The sequence below is a fragment of the Pontixanthobacter luteolus genome (assembly GCF_947494915.1).
Lineage (GTDB): Bacteria > Pseudomonadota > Alphaproteobacteria > Sphingomonadales > Sphingomonadaceae > Pontixanthobacter > Pontixanthobacter luteolus.
On sequence record NZ_CANLWR010000001.1, the window covers coordinates 107,256 to 123,392 of the forward strand.

The window sequence follows — 16,137 nt, forward strand, 5'->3', positions numbered from 1 at the left end:
ATCATGAGCAGGCTGGTAATCATTTCGAACCGCGTCGCAGTTGCCAAGGGGCGCGGCGCTGCGGGCGCGCAAGGGGGCCTCGCCGGGGCGCTCAATTCGGCGCTCAAGAAATTCGGCGGCGTCTGGTTCGGCTGGTCGGGGCAGGAGGCGGACGAGACCACCGGCCATATCCAGCTGCATACCAATGACGGCGTGACCACCGCGACGATCGATCTCAGCCACCACGATGTGGAGGAATATTACAACGGCTATGCCAATTCGACCCTGTGGCCCCTGTTTCATTACCGGATCGACCTGACCGAATATGAGAACGAAACCGGCAGAGGTTACGAGCGGGTCAACGAAGCTTTCGCGCAGAGTGTCTCGCCGCTGATCGACCCTGACGATCTGGTTTGGGTTCACGATTACCACCTGCTCCCGCTGGGGGAACGGCTGCGTTCGAAGGGGCTGAAAAACCGCATCGGGTTCTTCCTGCACACGCCGTGGCCGCCGGCCCGGCTGTTCGTGTCGCTGCCGTATCACGAGCGGTTGGTGCGCACGATGCTGGAATATGACCTGATCGGCTTCCAGACCGATGAGTGGCTAGGCAGTTTCCTGCATTATTGCGAAAAAGAACTGGGCGCTGAAGTGGACGAGGCGACCGGCAGGATCAGTTTCGAAGGGCGCACGACCTATGCCCGCGCATATCCCATCGGCGTCGACTGGGATCATATCCAGGCGCAGGCGAAATTGCCCGAAGCGCGGCAGGCGGCCCAGCGGATGCTTTCCAGCACCCGGCACCGTACCGCGATGATCGGCGTGGATCGGCTCGATTATTCAAAAGGTCTGCCTGAACGGATCGACGGTATATCTCGCTTTTTCGATCAGAACCCTGACCGGGTGCGCGATCTGGTGTTCATCCAGATCGCGCCGCCCAGCCGGGAAGACGTCGACAGCTATCAGAAAATCCGCGCCGAACTGGAACAGAAGACGGGGCAGATCAACGGTGCGCGCAGCGAAGTGGACATCGTGCCGATCCGATATGTCAACAAGGGGCACAGCCTGGCGGAACTGTGCGGTTTCTATTCAACTGCCAAAATCGGCCTGGTCACACCGCTGCGCGACGGAATGAATCTGGTGGCGAAGGAATATGTCGCGGTGCAGGACCCGGAAGATCCCGGCGTGCTGATCCTGTCGCAATTCGCCGGCGCCGCGCACCAGTTGAAAGACGCGGTACTGGTCAATCCGCACAGCCCGGACAATCTGGCGCGCGCGATCCGATTGGCGCTTGATATGCCGCTGGAGGAACGCAAGCGGCGCTATCAGTCGATGGTGAAATCAGTCCGCGAGGAAGATATTCACGGGTGGACCGACAATTTCGTCGGCGATCTGCGCAGCGTCGGCGCTGACTGAGGCGATTACCGCGCGGGCGCGCTGTCCAGTTCGCGCATCAGCGATGATGGATAGGGTTGCAGCAAGGTGCTGGCACGGTCCCAGCTGCCATACAGCCAGATATGGCGCGCACGTTCGTCAGACGGCAGGATCACCGGCATACTGTCCTTGCCCATTGCCTTGTATGCCGCGTTAGGCTCGCACGTCATCATCGCGAAGCTGGGCACTTCGCTGTCTTTCCAGACCCCAGCAAACGCAAACAAAGGCTGATCGCCCGGCGCGATCCAATGCTGCGGGCGCCGGCCGTCGCTGCCGTTTGGTTTTCCCCATTCCATGAAACTGGTCGCCGGAATCAGGCAGCGGAATTCGCTGTTGCGCAAATTGCCGATCCAGAACGGGCTGGCTGGATTGCGGACTGTCGCCACACCGCGCGTGCTGGCTTGGGCGGATGGCGGCGGCGGAACGCCCCACAGCCGCGGGGTGATGCGCGGCTTGGTGTGTTCCTTGCGCGGGCCAGCGATAAATTCGCGGCCGCCGGTCACGATGGGGGCGAAACTGCCGGGCGCGGCATATCCGCCCGCCCACGGGTCATCGCCAGCCGCCGCGCCGAAAGCGTCCGTAATTGCGGCAGATCTGGTATCAAGGCGGTAGAGCAGGGTCATGGAGAGAACAGGTCAATGCCATATGCTTGCCCGCTAAGCCATGCAGGATAAACTCCCCACCGGACATTGAACCGGCGGGGAGTTCGCCCAGCGCATGCGCTAGAAAGGCTATGGGGGTAGCCTTGTCAGAAACCGAAGGCTACGCCGACACGTCCGCCGGTAGTATCCTTGGCTGTTGATCCAGCAACTCCAGCAGAAACGTAGATACGCTCGCTTACTCTCGCTGAAATGGCCCCGGAGAAACCCTGCTCGCCTTGATAGGTCGAGGCGTTCAGGCTTACCGAGAACGTGCTGTCCGGTACTACCATCGTGCCGCCAAAAGCCATCGCCGCTGCAACTCCGCCGCTGAGGCGTTGGTCGAGCCGTCCGAGTTCGAATTCAATCGCATCAACGCGAGTTTCCAAACTCGAAACTCTGCCGGTCAGCGCACTGAACTGGGCATCGGTTACGACTGATAAGGGCGGGGCGGCGACCGAGCTGAGGCTGGCGGTGTTCAGGCCATTGGCAGTACGCTGGGTGCCGGCGTCCCACGCGTAGTCTGAAGGTGGTTCGGCCACAGTCGCTTCTTCGTCAAATGTCACAGCCTTCACCAGAGTTGTAGACGGATCTTGAACGGTTTCGGGCTGCGGTGCTTCCACAGGGAACACTGCCAAAGCTGCTTGGTCATCTGAAGTGAAGTTCTTGATGGAATCCGAGCCTGTGCGCGCAATTACGGATTGGCCGGCAGCAGATTGCGGCGCAGCATCCACGGGTGCTACTTGTGATCCAGGTGACGGATGTGAAGGAGTAGGCTGGGCAGTAGTGCCTTCAACCGGATTGTCAGCGGGTCCTGCAACAGGCGATGGCGCGGCTTCAGGTGCAATGGGGCTGGTGGCGGTGCTTCCTGATGTGGTGGCAGCGGCGCTGGCTTCCGGTATCGCCGCATAGCCGAGGTTCCCGCTGTCATCAACGGTGACATAATAGACCGAGCCGCTCTGAAGATTGTTAGATGCGACCCGCGGAAGTCCGGGCATAGTATAAGTATAGTTTATCGTTCCCAGCATCATCTGGTTGGCACGGCTTGCCTGCGCGAGATAGCCAATTGCAACGGCATTGTTGAATGCAGCCATCGACTGACCGCCAAGAGCAACGGAGAAACTGCCAAGAGCCTCTGCTTCGAAACCGATGCCTATTGACCTGGTGGCACCGGCTCTCGCGCGGTTACCTACTGCCACCGACTGCGTGCCTTCCGACATCGCTTGGTATCCAATTGCAGCCGAGCTCGTCCCTGACGCGACCGCGACGGACCCGATTGATGTCGCGTCCAAACCGCTCGCATTGCCGAGATACCCGACAGACGTGCTCCGGATGCCTGTCGCACGGGCTCCCGAGCCGATGGCGGCGCTGTTTTGGCCAGATGCGTTTGTGCCAAAACCGATCGCGGCAGCACGAAGCCCATCTGCCTTGCTGCGCATTCCGATTGCTGTCGCCGCCTCTCCCGTTGTTGCCGCATCCTTACCAATGGCGGTTGAATCATTCCCGCCACCTGATGCGTTCACTCCCAAAGCGACCGCATCAACGCCACTTGCTACCGCATCTGCGCCTGTTCCGTTGATTTTAAGGTATGGCTGGTCGAGCGCCTGACCCAAATTCGTAATTGCGGTGTTCAATTGCGTGACATTGACCGCATCCGTGCCATCAACGCCCTGCGCCAGATTGACGAGACGGCGCTCGGCCCCGATTGCGCCGACAGACACTGTATTGGCCTGATCGGCGATCGACCCTGCCCCGAGCGCAATGGCATTCGATGCGCTCGCAAGGGCGCGGTTGCCAAGCGCTACTGCGTCAGTATTGCTGCTGACCGAATCCGCGCCCAGCGCCACAGAATCGGTGCCTGATGCAGCGGCGTCAGCGCCTACTGCAGTTCCGGCACCAAGCGTCGCAGCTGCCTGGAACCCTATTGCGGTTGCGCGTGTCGATGCAGCATTTGCCATGCTGCCAAGAGCGGTCGCGTTGGAAACTGCCGAGGATTGCGCGCCGACTGCCGTGCCCATTGCGCCAGCTGCGGTTGCACGAGTTCCGATTGCAGTAGCATTTTCTCCATCAGCCATAGAGTCGGAGCCAGCGGCGAGGGCATAGTCTTGCAAGGCTTGAGCGCCGAGGCTGTCGCCATCCGTGCCGCTATCGCCGCCAATCGCAACACTTCCAAGACCATCCGCGATGGATGCGTGACCCATTGCAGTTGATGCCATGCCGCTCGATTGGGCTTCAAAGCCCGTGGCTGTAGCATAATCACCGAGAGCGTCAGTGAACGCACCGAGGGCGGTAGAAGCAAGCCCCGCTGCATTTGCCTGGTTGCCAAGCGCGGTCGAATTTTCGTCCTGAGCTTGCGCTGAATTCCCAATTGCGATGCTCGTTGCGCCGGTTGCGATTGCGGTGTCCCCGATCGCAATGTTGCCAGCCAAAGCTGCCAGAGCGCCATCTCCAAGTGCGATCGCGCCAACGCCGCCTGCCTGAGCCAGCGAACCTATCACTATGGAATCTTCGAACCCGGCAAAAGTGTCTTGTCCTATCGCGATTGCGCCAGCTGCGATTGCTTGCGCACCATTGGTATCTATATCCGACCCGTCACCGCCAATTGCGATAGCGCCAGTCGCAGATGCGAGTGTTTCTGAACCAATTGCGACGGCGCTGTCACCAGTTGCGGTTGCTGCAGTGCCAAGTGCGGTGGATGCAGCTCCGGTTGCAACCGCGCCCGCTCCGCATGCAACACTGGCATCAACTTCGATGGCCCCGGCAATTCCGTCAAGTAACAATGAAATTAGTCCATCACCATTTACGTCGAGCAAGCAGGCTTCTGCTTTGGCCTCCGGGGCGGTGGCGATGCTTCCTACAAGTGCGACCAAAGCGCATCCAGTAATAAGGTTGGTTTTATTCATCATCATTCCTTTCGAGAAAACTCTGCAGTGAACGAATCAGAGAATTGGCAAGTCTGATGAAGATTACGTAAACACTCGTAACAAGTGTAAGTTTTTCATTGATTTTATAGATGTCGATCGCCGAGTTGCAAAACTCGCAACTCAGTTACCTTCAAGTAAAGAATGTGAATAATATGGATGGTTAGCGAATTATAAATCGGCCCTACAAAGCGTCTGTAAAAAGCGGGTGTTGGTAAGATCTCCGCGATCCCCTTTAGTTTCAGAATCTATTGGGCGAAGCAATTCGCTGGCTGCGATGAAAGCGTCATGGGGCCGCCATGTGGGCCAAGGGTGATCATCGAATGGAGTTGGGGAACCATGCGGCTCTAATCAAAATTCGCAGCCAGATTTTCGAATCCGGCGGCGAAATCTGTCTTGAAGTCCTGAACGATGGTTCCGACCCCGCGCTGATCGTTGACCAGCCCCAGACCCTGTCCGACCCAATAGGTTGCCAGCTGGCGTGCCTCGGGATTGCCTGCAACTGCCGCTGCATCGATTGCGCGCAGGACCGGCTCTGCCAGCAGGCTCATCAACGGCATCGGCAATGCGGGCAGGCCTGCCGCATCCCATCGTTCATGCCAGGCGGTGCGCAGCTGGCGGCTGTATTTGCCGGTCCGGTGTTTTGACCGGATGGTATCGCGCGATCCTGCCTCGACCATTTTCTGGCGGAACACCTCGCTGGTTTCCGCTTCGGGCGATGCCAGCCATACGCTGCCGCACCACGCCCCTGCGGCCCCCATTGCCATCATGCCGGCCATCTGCCGCCCGTTCATGATGCCGCCTGCGGCAAGCACCGGGATGTCAGCGCCCGCCTGCTCTATGGCTTCGATGACCTCGGGGACCAGAATGATAGTCGACACATCGCCGCAATGGCCGCCGCCTTCGCCGCCCTGGGCAACGATGATATCGACGCCTGCCTCCACTTGTTTCAGCGCGTGTTCTTTCGCCCCGACCAGCGCAGCCACCGGGATACCGTGTTTCTTGCCCGCCTCGATCATTGCGGGCGGGGCGGTGCCCAGCGCGTTGGCGATCAGGCGGACTGGATGGTTGAAGCTGACTTCCAGCAGTTCCTGACCCAGCGAAGTGTTCGGTGCCTGCGATCCGCCCTGCGGCGCGCCCGTATCGTCCCCGATCCCGCATTCGCGCAGCAAATTGCGGGTGAAGTCGCGGTATTCAGCCGGGATCTGCGCGATGATCGCATCGGCGCTGACCGAATTGTCGACCGCCTGCACCTCGGGGATCAGCACATCCACGCCGTATGGCTTGCCTTCGACGTTGTCGTCGATCCAGGCGAGTTCGTGTTCCAGCTGCTCAGGGGTGTAGCTTACCGCGCCCAGCACACCGAAACCGCCCGCGCGGCTGGCTGCCGCAACGACATCGCGGCAATGCGAAAACGCGAACAGCGGAAATTCGCATCCCACCATCTCTGTCATCCGGAACGGCATTTCTCTCTCCCTTTGGTCTGCTGCGCAGTGATCCGTTCGAATTGGCCCCGCGTCAAGGATGACGGGCCGCCGCGCATTTCGCGGACGTTGAATCCTGTGCTGGACTGGATGAACGCAAGCCCCTACCATTGCTGGCATCCCCGGGGAGCCAGCTTTGTTGATTGGCTGAGAGGGGCAGGTTGCGCTGCCCGACCCGTTGAACCTGAACCGATTAGCATCGGCGGAGGGAGCGGAAGGCCTTTCCTGCGCCAGGCGGAGGGAACCGGGCATCCGTTCTCCCGCAATGGAGAGCACTGACATGGCCGACATCAACTCGCACATCGAAATTGGCGTAACCACCGGGCCGATCCGCGGCAGCCGCAAGGTGTATGTGGAAAGCCCCCGCAACCCCGACGTGAAAGTCGCCATGCGCGAGATCGAACTGGAACCGACCAGCGGCGAACCGCCGGTGAAGGTCTATGACACCTCCGGCCCCTACAGCGATCCCAATGCGCAGATCGACATCAATAAGGGCCTGCCCCAGCTGCGCCGCGACTGGATCATGGGCCGCGGTGATGTGGAGGAATACGACGCGCGCGAAGTTAAGCCCGAAGATAACGGCCAGCTCGGCCCTGATCGCAGCGGCGGCGTTCCCGGATATCCGAACGTCGTCAAACGTCCCCTTCGCGCCAAGGCCGGCAACAATGTCAGCCAGATGCACTATGCCCGCAAAGGCATCATCACGCCCGAAATGGAATATGTCGCAGTGCGCGAAAACCTCGGGCGTGAAATGGCGCGCGAGGCGGCGAGCGGCGGCGAGAGCTGGGGCGCCAGCATCCCCGGCCTGATCACCCCCGAATTCGTGCGGGACGAGGTTGCCCGCGGCCGTGCGATCATCCCCAACAACATCAACCACCCGGAAACCGAACCGATGGCCATCGGGCGCAATTTCCTGGTCAAGATCAACGCCAATATCGGCAACAGCGCAGTCGCATCGGATGTCGCATCCGAAGTGGACAAGATGGTCTGGGCCACCCGCTGGGGCGCGGATACGGTGATGGACCTTTCCACTGGCCGCAACATCCACGACACCCGCGAATGGATCATCCGCAATTCATCCGTCCCCATCGGCACCGTGCCGATCTATCAGGCGCTGGAGAAAGTCGGCGGGGTGGCCGAAGACCTTACGTGGGAAATCTTCCGCGACACGTTGATCGAACAGGCCGAACAGGGCGTCGATTACTTCACCATCCACGCGGGCGTGCGCCTGCCATACGTGCCGATGGCGGCAAAACGCGTCACCGGCATCGTATCGCGCGGCGGCAGCATCATGGCGAAATGGTGCCTCGCGCATCACAAGGAAAGCTTCCTCTACGAACATTTCGACGACATCACCGAAATCATGAAGGCGTATGACATCGCCTATTCGCTGGGTGACGGCCTGCGCCCCGGCAGCATCGCCGATGCCAATGACGAGGCGCAGTTTGCAGAACTGTATACGTTGGGCGAACTGACCCACCGTGCTTGGAAAGAAGACGTGCAGGTCATGATCGAAGGGCCGGGCCACGTGCCCATGCACAAGATCAAGGAAAACATGGAAAAACAGCTGAGCGTGTGCGGCGAAGCGCCGTTCTACACCCTCGGCCCCCTCGTCACCGATATCGCGCCGGGTTACGACCACATCACCAGCGGCATCGGCGCGGCGCAGATCGGCTGGTACGGCACCGCCATGCTTTGCTACGTCACACCGAAAGAACACCTCGGCCTGCCCGACCGTGACGATGTGAAAGTCGGCGTTGTCACCTACAAACTGGCCGCCCACGCCGCCGATCTGGCAAAGGGGCACCCGGCCTCGCAAGTCCGCGACGATGCCCTGTCAAAAGCGCGCTTCGAATTCCGCTGGCGCGACCAGTTCAACCTGTCGCTCGACCCCGAAACGGCAGAGGAATATCACGACCAGACCCTGCCGGCAGAGGGCGCCAAGACCGCCCATTTCTGCTCCATGTGCGGCCCGAAATTCTGCTCGATGCAGATCAGCCAGGAAGTGCGCGACTTCGCGGCAAAGCAGAACCAGTCCCCCGAAGGCTTCCTCGCCAGCGAAAAACTGGGCGCGGATACGGCAGAGGCGAGCCGCTTGGCGGCCGAGCAAGGTATGCGGGAGATGTCGAAGAAGTATGCTGAAAAGGGCAGCGAGCTGTATTTGCCGGAGGATAGTTAGTAGATCAACCTTGCGGTCAAGGCAGCCAACCCTCACACAGTTCTAAGTAAATCCGAATTTATGGCGGACACAATGGAAGATGACTTCGAAGAATCGCCCGAGCTTGACCGGGAGCTCGCACTAATTGAGAAATCCCAGTCCGATGAGGATGAGTTAAATGAAACTCCCCCTTCAGACATTGTTGCTTTCAATGAGCTCAGATCGTGTTCCGACCTAAAAAGGCTTAGAGACGCGAAGCAGTTGCAGATTCAGCCGGAATTCCAACGCGAGGATGTATGGCAGGCTACTCAGCAGACGCGATTTATCGACTCTCTTGCCAAGCAACTTCCGATTCCCAGTATGTGTATCAGCTTAGACTACAAGACTGATAAGCGTCAGATTGTCGACGGCCTTCAAAGAATGTCTTCTATCCTCAAGTTCCTAGGTGACGATAGTTGGCGCTTGTCAAAACTTGAGGACATCGATAATAGAATTTCCAACAAGACTGTTGGCCATATAAGGAAAAACCACCCCGAGATATTTAGCAGGGTGGAGAACACTGTAATTCCGGTAACGGTTCTTCGGTGTGACTTGGCTAAAAGAAGTCACCAAGAATATTTGTTTACTATCTTTCATCGCCTCAATACGGGTGGTATGAAATTGAACAACCAAGAGATACGTAATTGTATTTACAGTGGATCGTTCAACGAGATGCTCAAGCAAGTCGCCTGGTCAGAGAATTCCAAGGCCATTTTTGGCCTTGTAGAAGGAAAGAAATACCGGTTTTCGACTGAGGAATTGCTACTTAGATTCTTGGCGTTCTCTGAAGATTTAGCCTCGTATAAACGCCCGCTTCCAAGGTTTCTGAACGAGTATATGGCCAAGTTCAGGATAGCAAAAGATGAAACGGTAGCCGAGAAAAAGGATGTCCTCGAACGCGCGCTCAAGGTTGTTTACGAAAAAGCATTGGCAAGTGAACCGCTCCCTCGATTGAGTAAAGCAACAGTCGAGGCTATCTTCGTCGGAGTTATCACTAACCTTGAGAAGGTCGAGATGCTTCCCGCCGAAGAGATCTCAAAGCGATATCAGCAGCTGCGTCAACATGACGAATTTAGTGTTGAATCGCTAAAGGAAGGATTGTCAGACGCTACCAAAGTCACCTCGAGGCTCAACACAGCAGCGAGCATTTTTGGCGCTGATTAGTGATCCGTTACGCCAGAACGCGAAAGCTCCTCCAAAAGCTCGACAGCTGCTTCAACGATTCCCAAGCTAGCGATCCTACACTCTCGATCGTTTACTCGAAGGCGGCTATCCTTGAAGTCTGCGGATGGCTAGAGGAAGCATTCGACGAGATAGCTCATAATTGCGTTCGGAAGAGGCTTCGAACACTGGAGCGGCGGAAGTTTTTGAACGATAAAATCAAGGCCACTTATGGCTTTGAATACAATACAAAAGCACGGCCGCTGATTACCCACGCAATCGGCGTTGTAAAACTGCTCGAGATCGAGAAAAATTTGGAGAATGACGCCTCTCTTACAGTTCTGAAAACTACGTGCTCTAATCTGAATAAACTTCGACAAGACGCTGCACACACTACGATCTATGGACGCAAGATGACCTATCCTGCACCATCGGTCGCGATACAGGAATTTGAGAAGTGTCTTCCGATAGTGAATCGCCTTTGGGTATTAGTGAGAGAGTAATTTATCTTGCTCAGTCAGCCACCACCAACTTCTCCACCAACGCCCGCAGCTCGCTCGGCGTCGTGTGCCCGGCGACAATCTCGTGATAGCCGATGCCCGCTTTTCGTAGCGCCTCTTTCTTCACCGCATCGCGGGCGGCGGCGCTGCCCTGGTGGTGGCCGCTGCCCTGATATTCCAGCGCGTGAACGACGCGGCATTTCTCGTCCATCAGCGCGAAATCGACGCGTTTTGAATTGACGCAGAGATAGGCGTCCTTGTCTTCGCTGGCGATAAATTCGCCCAGCGATACCTGCGCCATCACCTGCCATGCGGGATTGCGGGCGATCACTGCGCTGTCCAGCGCCTGAAACACTTTCGCCTCTGGCCGGTTCAGCAGCGCGCGGGGCGAGAAATCCGCCCGCATCACCGTTTTCAGCTGGTCGCCAGCCAGATCGGCCGCGCTGGCCTGATGCTTTTCGGCAGCCTTGACGACCTTGAGGCCGCCTTTCTTCCCGTCGTTGCGCCCGCGCCAATAGGCTTTGCGCTTTTCGCGGTCGGCCTTTTCAAAGGCGCGTTCAAGAAACATCCCGATCGCTGCGCCAATCGCGAGTACGATCAGCAAGGCTATTGGCCGGTCTAACAAGTAGTTCGCAGTCTCCATAGGCGCGGAATATTATGCAAATCTGGAGAAATAGTGAAACTGACTGTTTGTCTGGGGGGTGGCGGGGCACCGGACACCATCTCGCGCCCGGTGCTCCAACGGTCACTTGCGTGCGGACTTAGTCGTTCTTCATATTCTCCAGCCCCTTGATGGAGCCGGGCTTGGTCGAAGGCTGCGAAGCGTTGGTTTTTACCTTTTCCTTCTTGGGTTTGCGGGCTTCGCGGTTCGATTTCTGTCCTTTGGACATGGTGTTTCCAATCGGGGCGGAATGCCCCGCGCGCAGCCTACGCCCTTTTCGCAGGACGCTTGCATGAAATCGGTCGGGGTTTGATCGGGCAGTGCTATCAACTGAACTTGTCCACCGCATGATTTGCCAGCGGTAAGCTTGCGGCCTAGCTCACGGTACACCGGGGTCGCTCTTGGAGAGGGCTTCGTTATGCTTGGCAAATACACATATCTGCAAGCCGCGCTGGTGGTTTTTGGCGCGATATTCTGTCTGGTCTATCCGCTGGCGCTGGTCTGGCCCGCGGGCTGGATGTGGCACGAGGGGCCGCCGCTATCCAACCATTATTATGCGATGATCCTGGGCGTGTATTTCACGCTGGGGGTCCTGCTGATGCTCGCCGCGCGCAATCCGGCGGAGCATCGCTCGCTGATCCGTTTCACCATCTGGTCGAGCGTGGTTCACGCACTGATCATGGCGGTGCAGGCGTATGGCGATCCGATGCATAGCGGCCATTTGCTGGGCGATGTTCCGGCGCTGCTGCTGGTCGCCGTGGTCCTGTGGTGGCTGACGCGAGGGGCGGAAAACCCAGCGTTCGCCGGATAGAGCGCGCGCGCAGGCAGGGGTACGGGCCGCGATACGCCCGTGCCGCCTGCCATGCGTTCGGGCAGACTGCCGTGAAAGAGGGTGGAGGTGATTGGTCGTTAGGCCGAACGGACCGTTTCTGCCGGGCGGCCCATGCCTCGAATGAACGGCGCGTTAGCGCTTCTTCACAAACTCCGCGCGCAGAACGAGGCCCTTGATACCCGGATAACGGCAATCGATTTCCTGTGCGTCACCGGTCAGGCGAATGCTTTTGATCAATGTGCCTTGCTTCAGCGTCTTGCCCGCGCCCTTGACCTCCAGATCCTTTATCAGGGTGACCTGGTCGCCATCGGCCAGTAAATTGCCAACCGCATCGCGCACCTCGATCTGATCGTCGTCGTCGCCGGCGTCCGCCAGACCTGCCGCTTGTTTTGCTGCGAGCTCCGAGGCCGGCATCCATTCGCCGCTTTCCTCGTCATAAACGTAATCTTCGTCGGTGTTCTGATCTGCTGTGCTCATCGCCGCGATATGGGCCAACCGGCATCGCTTGTCGAGCCGGCCAATGGGAAGGGTGGGCGGCGCCGCCAATCAGATGTTTGGCCAAGGCGCCGCGCCGTTCCCGAAGTACCGCGAAGGGCCCTAGCCATGCGCGCCCGGATGGTTTTCGAACGCGAACTGCTGCGATGGCGCTATTCCCCACGATGCGTAATAGGCGATCTTGTTGCTGTTCGGGTCGAACGGGAATGTCTGCTGCGCCGGGGCCAGCCCGATCAGGACATCGTCTTCAATGCCGAAATTGAACCGCATTTCAGTGCCCGGTGCGATGCCCTGGTCAGCCGGGTTGAAGGTATAGACCTGGTTCTTGAACAGGTTGCGGTAATCGCCTGTCTTGTTGATCCGCACGATCCCGCTGACGGCGGCACCCTGGAACAGTTCGAAACGGAAAATAGGTTCGCCAGGCCGCGCTGCGTGAGGGTCGGCTGTCGCGGCAAGGTTGTTGATCAGCGTCTGGCGTTGTTCACCCATTTCGGTTTCCAGATGCACAGCCATCTGCGACCAGATCCGCGGGCCTTTCTTCAAGGCTTCCAGAAATGCCGGGGCACCGATTTCATCGACGGCGCTGTTGAAAATATCGTTGAAACACGAATTCTTGTCAGCAATCACAGCCGCAGTTTTTGGAGCATTGTTTTCTTCCGCCAGGTCGACGCCGGATTTCCGGGCTTTAGCTTCTGCAATATCCATTTCACTCATCCTCTAAAATATATTGAAAAATATTAAGAAAAAGATTTGTCTTTTTCTTCATGCGGATGCGATTCCTCGGCCTATGGGAGAACCCTTAGTCCGAGTCGGATCTTTTTATTGGACAAATACGAAACAGGACTCGCCAGCGACGGCTGCCCAGTGGTTTGGCGCGTTGCGAATGATCAGGACAGCGCATGGTTTCGGGCGCCCTTGTCATTGCCCGGTTTGCGCACAATGATGCGCGCAGAGGAAAGGGAGGAATCGCCATGACGCAACATCTAGAGGGCCGCTGCCTGTGCGGGGCAATCAGCTATTCAGTGGCGGGGGAGCCGGCCGGTCAGCTGGTGTGCCATTGCCGAGATTGCCAGCGCCAGACGGGCAGCGCCTGCTCTACGATCATGGGCGTCCCGGCGGTTGCACTGACGATCAACGGAGAGCCGTCGGTTTTTCAGCATGAGGGTGAAAGCGGGCGCAGCGTGAAGCGTTTCTTTTGCGGCGACTGCGGATCGCCGTTGTTCACCGAGGCCGAGGCATCACCCGGGGTGATGTGGGTGAAAACTGGCACGCTGGACAATCCAGATGCCTTCACGCCTCAGGTACATATCTGGTGCGCCAGCAAGCAAAGCTGGCTCGAAACCGGCGACGTGCCTGCGGCCGAGCGCAATCCATGACTGTGCAGTGGTCCGGAGAAAGCCTGTGAATTTCTGGCGCGCAGTTCTGGCTCTTGCGGCGCTGTATAATCTGGTCATCGGCGGAGGCAGCATGGCCGCGGCGGAGCCGGGCAGCCAGATGCAGATTACCGGTCTGCTGGTGGCATGTTTCGGCATTGTCTATGCGATCTGTGCGTACGATATCGCTCGCTTCCGCCCGGTGTTATGGGCTGGAGTGATCGGAAAGGCGGGGGTCATCGCCATGCTCGCCCCGCAGGTTGCCAGCGGCGCACTTCCTGCAGCAACCGGCTGGATTCTGACGGGTGACGCGCTTTTCACCCTGTCTTTTCTTCTGATCCTGCTTTGGGGGAAGGGTGAGGGCCGCGCTTAGCGTTCTGGAACTGACAATGTCGCTATCGTCCTATAAATGAAACGGATGAAATGATTTCTTTCCGCATGTAATCAACGGGAGGATGGCATGGCAGACAATTTAGACGGCACACTAAATACTTCAAACATTGTGATGAATTCGATGATTGATTGCGGTCATCTGCGAATTCCCCAGATCGAGGCATTTTTCGCTCATCTGCAAGAAGATGAAGCGCAGGTGATGGCCCTGTTCGGGTTCATCGAAAATCCTGTGCACCCGCCGCGCGTGCCCCCATCGGGCAACATCGAATTCGGCTTCATGCTGTATTGGATACACCATCCTCCTGTGGAACTTCTCGCCTTGCTGGCGGAGTATCCAGTGCTGGACCAGTTCTTCACCTGTTTCCAGCAGATGGCACCAGCGTCAAAGATAACCGAGGCGGATTATCACGCGGTGACCGATGCAATTGCGGATGGCGGCGTTGCATGGACCGATGGAACCATGATCGGAACCGGCAAATATGAACAACTGGACCCGAGATGGGCGATTGCCGCGATCAATTACGCGGTGAATCTGGTGTTCCCTTCCACTCTGGAAACTTTTCGAAAGGGTGCCACGCCTGATTTGCCTGCACCGGTTCCGTTGCAGTCTTCAGGCGGGGAGGCGCTCTCACTGGCCATCGTCGGAGATTGGGGGGCAGGCAGTTATTCCGAAACGAATGGTGAAATCTGTCCGGCTATCCGGATCCGTGACCAGATGGACAATAGCGATGTGACGACGGCAGACTATTTCATCCATCTGGGCGATACATACTACGCCGGAACCGGGGCATGGCGTGCCCCAAGCAACGAGGAAACACACAACCTGTATGACCTTTGGCCGCAGGACTGGGCCGGGAAAAGCTACACACTCAATTCCAACCATGAAATGTATGGCGCAGCTGAAGGATACTATAAAACTGCGCTCCAGTCTGGCGGCAAATTCAGCGCCCAGGCTGGCTTCAGCTATTTCGCGCTGACATACGGCGAATGGCTTATCCTTGGCCTTGATTCCGCATATTACTCGGACGCAGGCAACGCCACGCCAGCGCATCCGCACAATTTCTACATGGAGGGGGCGATAGGATCGCCCGTGCATACCGCGCAGACCGATTGGCTGGCGCAGTTCAAAACGCACACCGGCCCAATCATGGTGATGACCCACCACACGGCTTGCGACCTCACCGGGGCGCAGACAAATCTGCTTTATCAGCAGGTCAAGGATGCTCTGGGGCGGGGGCCCACGCTCTGGTACTGGGGCCATCTGCACAACGGCATTGTGTATTCCCAGCTCGACGGATCAGGCGGGGGGAGCTCGACAAAGGGGCGCTGCTGCGGTCATGGTTCGATACCATTTGGCAGAGCTTGGGGCCTGGAGGACAGCAGCGGCAATTTACTGCCCAACATCGAATATTTTGCCCGCACTCCCGATCCGAAAGCACCCAATGGCAAAGTCGATAACGCAAAAACGCGGATGCGAAACGGGTACGCTGTGGTCGATCTGTCGCCTGATGGCGGATGCACCGAAAAATTCTACGAAGTCGATACCAATACCCCGGTCTGGTCCCGCAGCTGGAGCGCGGGCGAGCTGGCTTAGCCTGCGCGTTTCAGGCGGTGCAGTATCTGATCGAGCGATTGGAGGAAGTTTGAGCGGTCCGCCTTGCTGAATGGCGGCGGACCGCCGATCCCGTCAGCAGCTGCCATGCCTGACCGCAAATCGGCCATGATCGCCCGCGTTGCGATCGCGCTGCCGATCATATCGGCTGTAAACGGCTTGCCGTTATGGCCCAGAACCTGAGAACCGGCACCAAGGCACCTTTCCGTAAGCAAGATATCGGCGGTGATGACGATGGTTTGCGCGTTGGAATTTTCTGCGATCCAGTCATCGGCCGCGTCAAAACTGTCATCCACCAGAACGCGCGAGACCAGCGGGCTGTCGGGAATGCGAAACGGCGAATTGCTGACGACTTTCACTGCGACGCCGTGTCTTGCGGCAACTTTGTAAATCTCTGCCTTCACCGGACACGCATCGGCATCAATCAGTATTTCAATGTTGGGTCGATCAGCCAAAATCA

General features: G+C 58.1%; 15 protein-coding genes and 1 riboswitch. Of the genes, 7 read left to right on the plus strand and 8 right to left on the minus strand.

What is annotated here, in order from left to right; all coding sequences use genetic code 11:
• Window positions 1-3 precede the first annotated feature (3 nt).
• Window positions 4-1,392, plus strand: coding sequence for an alpha,alpha-trehalose-phosphate synthase (UDP-forming) (locus PO778_RS00415; RefSeq protein WP_160729161.1), 1,389 nt, complete (start codon window positions 4-6; stop codon window positions 1,390-1,392).
• 5 nt (window positions 1,393-1,397) lie between these two features.
• On the opposite strand, the gene PO778_RS00420 is transcribed toward PO778_RS00415, so the two are convergent.
• From PO778_RS00420 to PO778_RS00430, 3 genes are all read right to left on the minus strand, one after another.
• Entirely contained in the window at window positions 1,398-2,033 is a 636-nt protein-coding gene (locus PO778_RS00420) for an SOS response-associated peptidase family protein (RefSeq protein ID WP_271438207.1), read from the minus strand.
• A 125-nt stretch (window positions 2,034-2,158) separates the two neighbouring features.
• Complete coding sequence (locus tag PO778_RS00425; protein WP_271438208.1) at window positions 2,159-4,951, minus strand: YadA-like family protein; 2,793 nt, start codon at window positions 4,949-4,951, stop codon at window positions 2,159-2,161.
• A gap of 365 nt (window positions 4,952-5,316) precedes the next feature.
• Complete coding sequence (locus PO778_RS00430) at window positions 5,317-6,435, minus strand: NAD(P)H-dependent flavin oxidoreductase (protein ID WP_271438209.1); 1,119 nt, start codon at window positions 6,433-6,435, stop codon at window positions 5,317-5,319.
• 131 nt (window positions 6,436-6,566) lie between these two features.
• Window positions 6,567-6,681: riboswitch (TPP riboswitch) on the plus strand.
• 52 nt (window positions 6,682-6,733) lie between these two features.
• Between PO778_RS00430 and thiC the strand changes: the two genes are divergently transcribed.
• Both thiC and PO778_RS00440 read left to right on the plus strand, forming a co-directional pair.
• A complete protein-coding gene (gene thiC, locus PO778_RS00435; RefSeq protein WP_271438210.1) occupies window positions 6,734-8,632 on the plus strand; it encodes a phosphomethylpyrimidine synthase ThiC in 1,899 nt (632 codons plus the stop codon).
• Window positions 8,633-8,704: 72 nt separating this feature from the next.
• The gene (locus tag PO778_RS00440) at window positions 8,705-9,814 is read left to right on the plus strand and encodes a GmrSD restriction endonuclease domain-containing protein (RefSeq protein ID WP_271438211.1); all 1,110 of its coding nucleotides are present in this window, start codon (window positions 8,705-8,707) and stop codon (window positions 9,812-9,814) included.
• A 510-nt stretch (window positions 9,815-10,324) separates the two neighbouring features.
• On the opposite strand, the gene PO778_RS00445 is transcribed toward PO778_RS00440, so the two are convergent.
• Together PO778_RS00445 and PO778_RS00450 are read right to left on the minus strand one after the other, a co-directional pair.
• Window positions 10,325-10,936, minus strand: coding sequence for a DUF2726 domain-containing protein (locus PO778_RS00445; RefSeq protein ID WP_271438212.1), 612 nt, complete (start codon window positions 10,934-10,936; stop codon window positions 10,325-10,327).
• A 136-nt stretch (window positions 10,937-11,072) separates the two neighbouring features.
• The gene (locus PO778_RS00450) at window positions 11,073-11,201 is read right to left on the minus strand and encodes a hypothetical protein (RefSeq protein WP_271438213.1); all 129 of its coding nucleotides are present in this window, start codon (window positions 11,199-11,201) and stop codon (window positions 11,073-11,075) included.
• A gap of 189 nt (window positions 11,202-11,390) precedes the next feature.
• Between PO778_RS00450 and PO778_RS00455 the strand changes: the two genes are divergently transcribed.
• Complete coding sequence (locus PO778_RS00455; RefSeq protein ID WP_271438214.1) at window positions 11,391-11,783, plus strand: DUF6632 domain-containing protein; 393 nt, start codon at window positions 11,391-11,393, stop codon at window positions 11,781-11,783.
• Window positions 11,784-11,936: 153 nt separating this feature from the next.
• Here the strand turns inward: PO778_RS00455 and PO778_RS00460 are convergent, their stop codons facing one another.
• Together PO778_RS00460 and PO778_RS00465 are read right to left on the minus strand one after the other, a co-directional pair.
• The gene (locus PO778_RS00460; protein ID WP_271438215.1) at window positions 11,937-12,281 is read right to left on the minus strand and encodes an alkylphosphonate utilization protein; all 345 of its coding nucleotides are present in this window, start codon (window positions 12,279-12,281) and stop codon (window positions 11,937-11,939) included.
• A gap of 120 nt (window positions 12,282-12,401) precedes the next feature.
• Entirely contained in the window at window positions 12,402-13,004 is a 603-nt protein-coding gene (locus PO778_RS00465; protein ID WP_271438216.1) for a hypothetical protein, read from the minus strand.
• 266 nt (window positions 13,005-13,270) lie between these two features.
• Between PO778_RS00465 and PO778_RS00470 the strand changes: the two genes are divergently transcribed.
• The 3 genes from PO778_RS00470 (at window position 13,271) to PO778_RS00480 (ending at window position 15,659) form a co-directional block, all read left to right on the plus strand.
• A complete protein-coding gene (locus PO778_RS00470; protein ID WP_271438217.1) occupies window positions 13,271-13,675 on the plus strand; it encodes a GFA family protein in 405 nt (134 codons plus the stop codon).
• Window positions 13,676-13,700: 25 nt separating this feature from the next.
• Window positions 13,701-14,045 carry a hypothetical protein gene (locus PO778_RS00475; protein ID WP_271438218.1) on the plus strand — a complete coding sequence of 115 codons (345 nt, stop codon included), beginning with the start codon at window positions 13,701-13,703 and terminating at the stop codon, window positions 14,043-14,045.
• Between the two features lie 87 nt (window positions 14,046-14,132).
• The gene (locus PO778_RS00480) at window positions 14,133-15,659 is read left to right on the plus strand and encodes a hypothetical protein (protein ID WP_271438219.1); all 1,527 of its coding nucleotides are present in this window, start codon (window positions 14,133-14,135) and stop codon (window positions 15,657-15,659) included.
• Here the strand turns inward: PO778_RS00480 and PO778_RS00485 are convergent.
• Window positions 15,656-16,114 (minus strand): YaiI/YqxD family protein, encoded by a 459-nt coding sequence (locus PO778_RS00485; RefSeq protein WP_271439312.1) that lies wholly within the window; start codon window positions 16,112-16,114, stop codon window positions 15,656-15,658. The two genes, PO778_RS00480 and PO778_RS00485, sit on opposite strands and share 4 nt — an antisense overlap.
• Window positions 16,115-16,137: the final 23 nt, after the last annotated feature.

Excerpts from the sequence above, each read along its gene's own strand:
- PO778_RS00415 (WP_160729161.1), top strand. The coding sequence starts at position 4 with ATGAGCAGGCTGGTAATCATTTCGAACCGCGTCGCAGTTGCCAAGGGG.
- PO778_RS00420 (WP_271438207.1), bottom strand. The coding sequence starts at position 2,033 with ATGACCCTGCTCTACCGCCTTGATACCAGATCTGCCGCAATTACGGAC.
- PO778_RS00425 (WP_271438208.1), bottom strand. The coding sequence starts at position 4,951 with ATGAATAAAACCAACCTTATTACTGGATGCGCTTTGGTCGCACTTGTA.
- PO778_RS00430 (WP_271438209.1), bottom strand. The coding sequence starts at position 6,435 with ATGCCGTTCCGGATGACAGAGATGGTGGGATGCGAATTTCCGCTGTTC.
- thiC (WP_271438210.1), top strand. The coding sequence starts at position 6,734 with ATGGCCGACATCAACTCGCACATCGAAATTGGCGTAACCACCGGGCCG.
- PO778_RS00440 (WP_271438211.1), top strand. The coding sequence starts at position 8,705 with ATGGAAGATGACTTCGAAGAATCGCCCGAGCTTGACCGGGAGCTCGCA.
- PO778_RS00450 (WP_271438213.1), bottom strand. The coding sequence starts at position 11,201 with ATGTCCAAAGGACAGAAATCGAACCGCGAAGCCCGCAAACCCAAGAAG.
- PO778_RS00455 (WP_271438214.1), top strand. The coding sequence starts at position 11,391 with ATGCTTGGCAAATACACATATCTGCAAGCCGCGCTGGTGGTTTTTGGC.
- PO778_RS00460 (WP_271438215.1), bottom strand. The coding sequence starts at position 12,281 with ATGAGCACAGCAGATCAGAACACCGACGAAGATTACGTTTATGACGAG.
- PO778_RS00465 (WP_271438216.1), bottom strand. The coding sequence starts at position 13,004 with ATGGATATTGCAGAAGCTAAAGCCCGGAAATCCGGCGTCGACCTGGCG.
- PO778_RS00470 (WP_271438217.1), top strand. The coding sequence starts at position 13,271 with ATGACGCAACATCTAGAGGGCCGCTGCCTGTGCGGGGCAATCAGCTAT.
- PO778_RS00480 (WP_271438219.1), top strand. The coding sequence starts at position 14,133 with ATGGCAGACAATTTAGACGGCACACTAAATACTTCAAACATTGTGATG.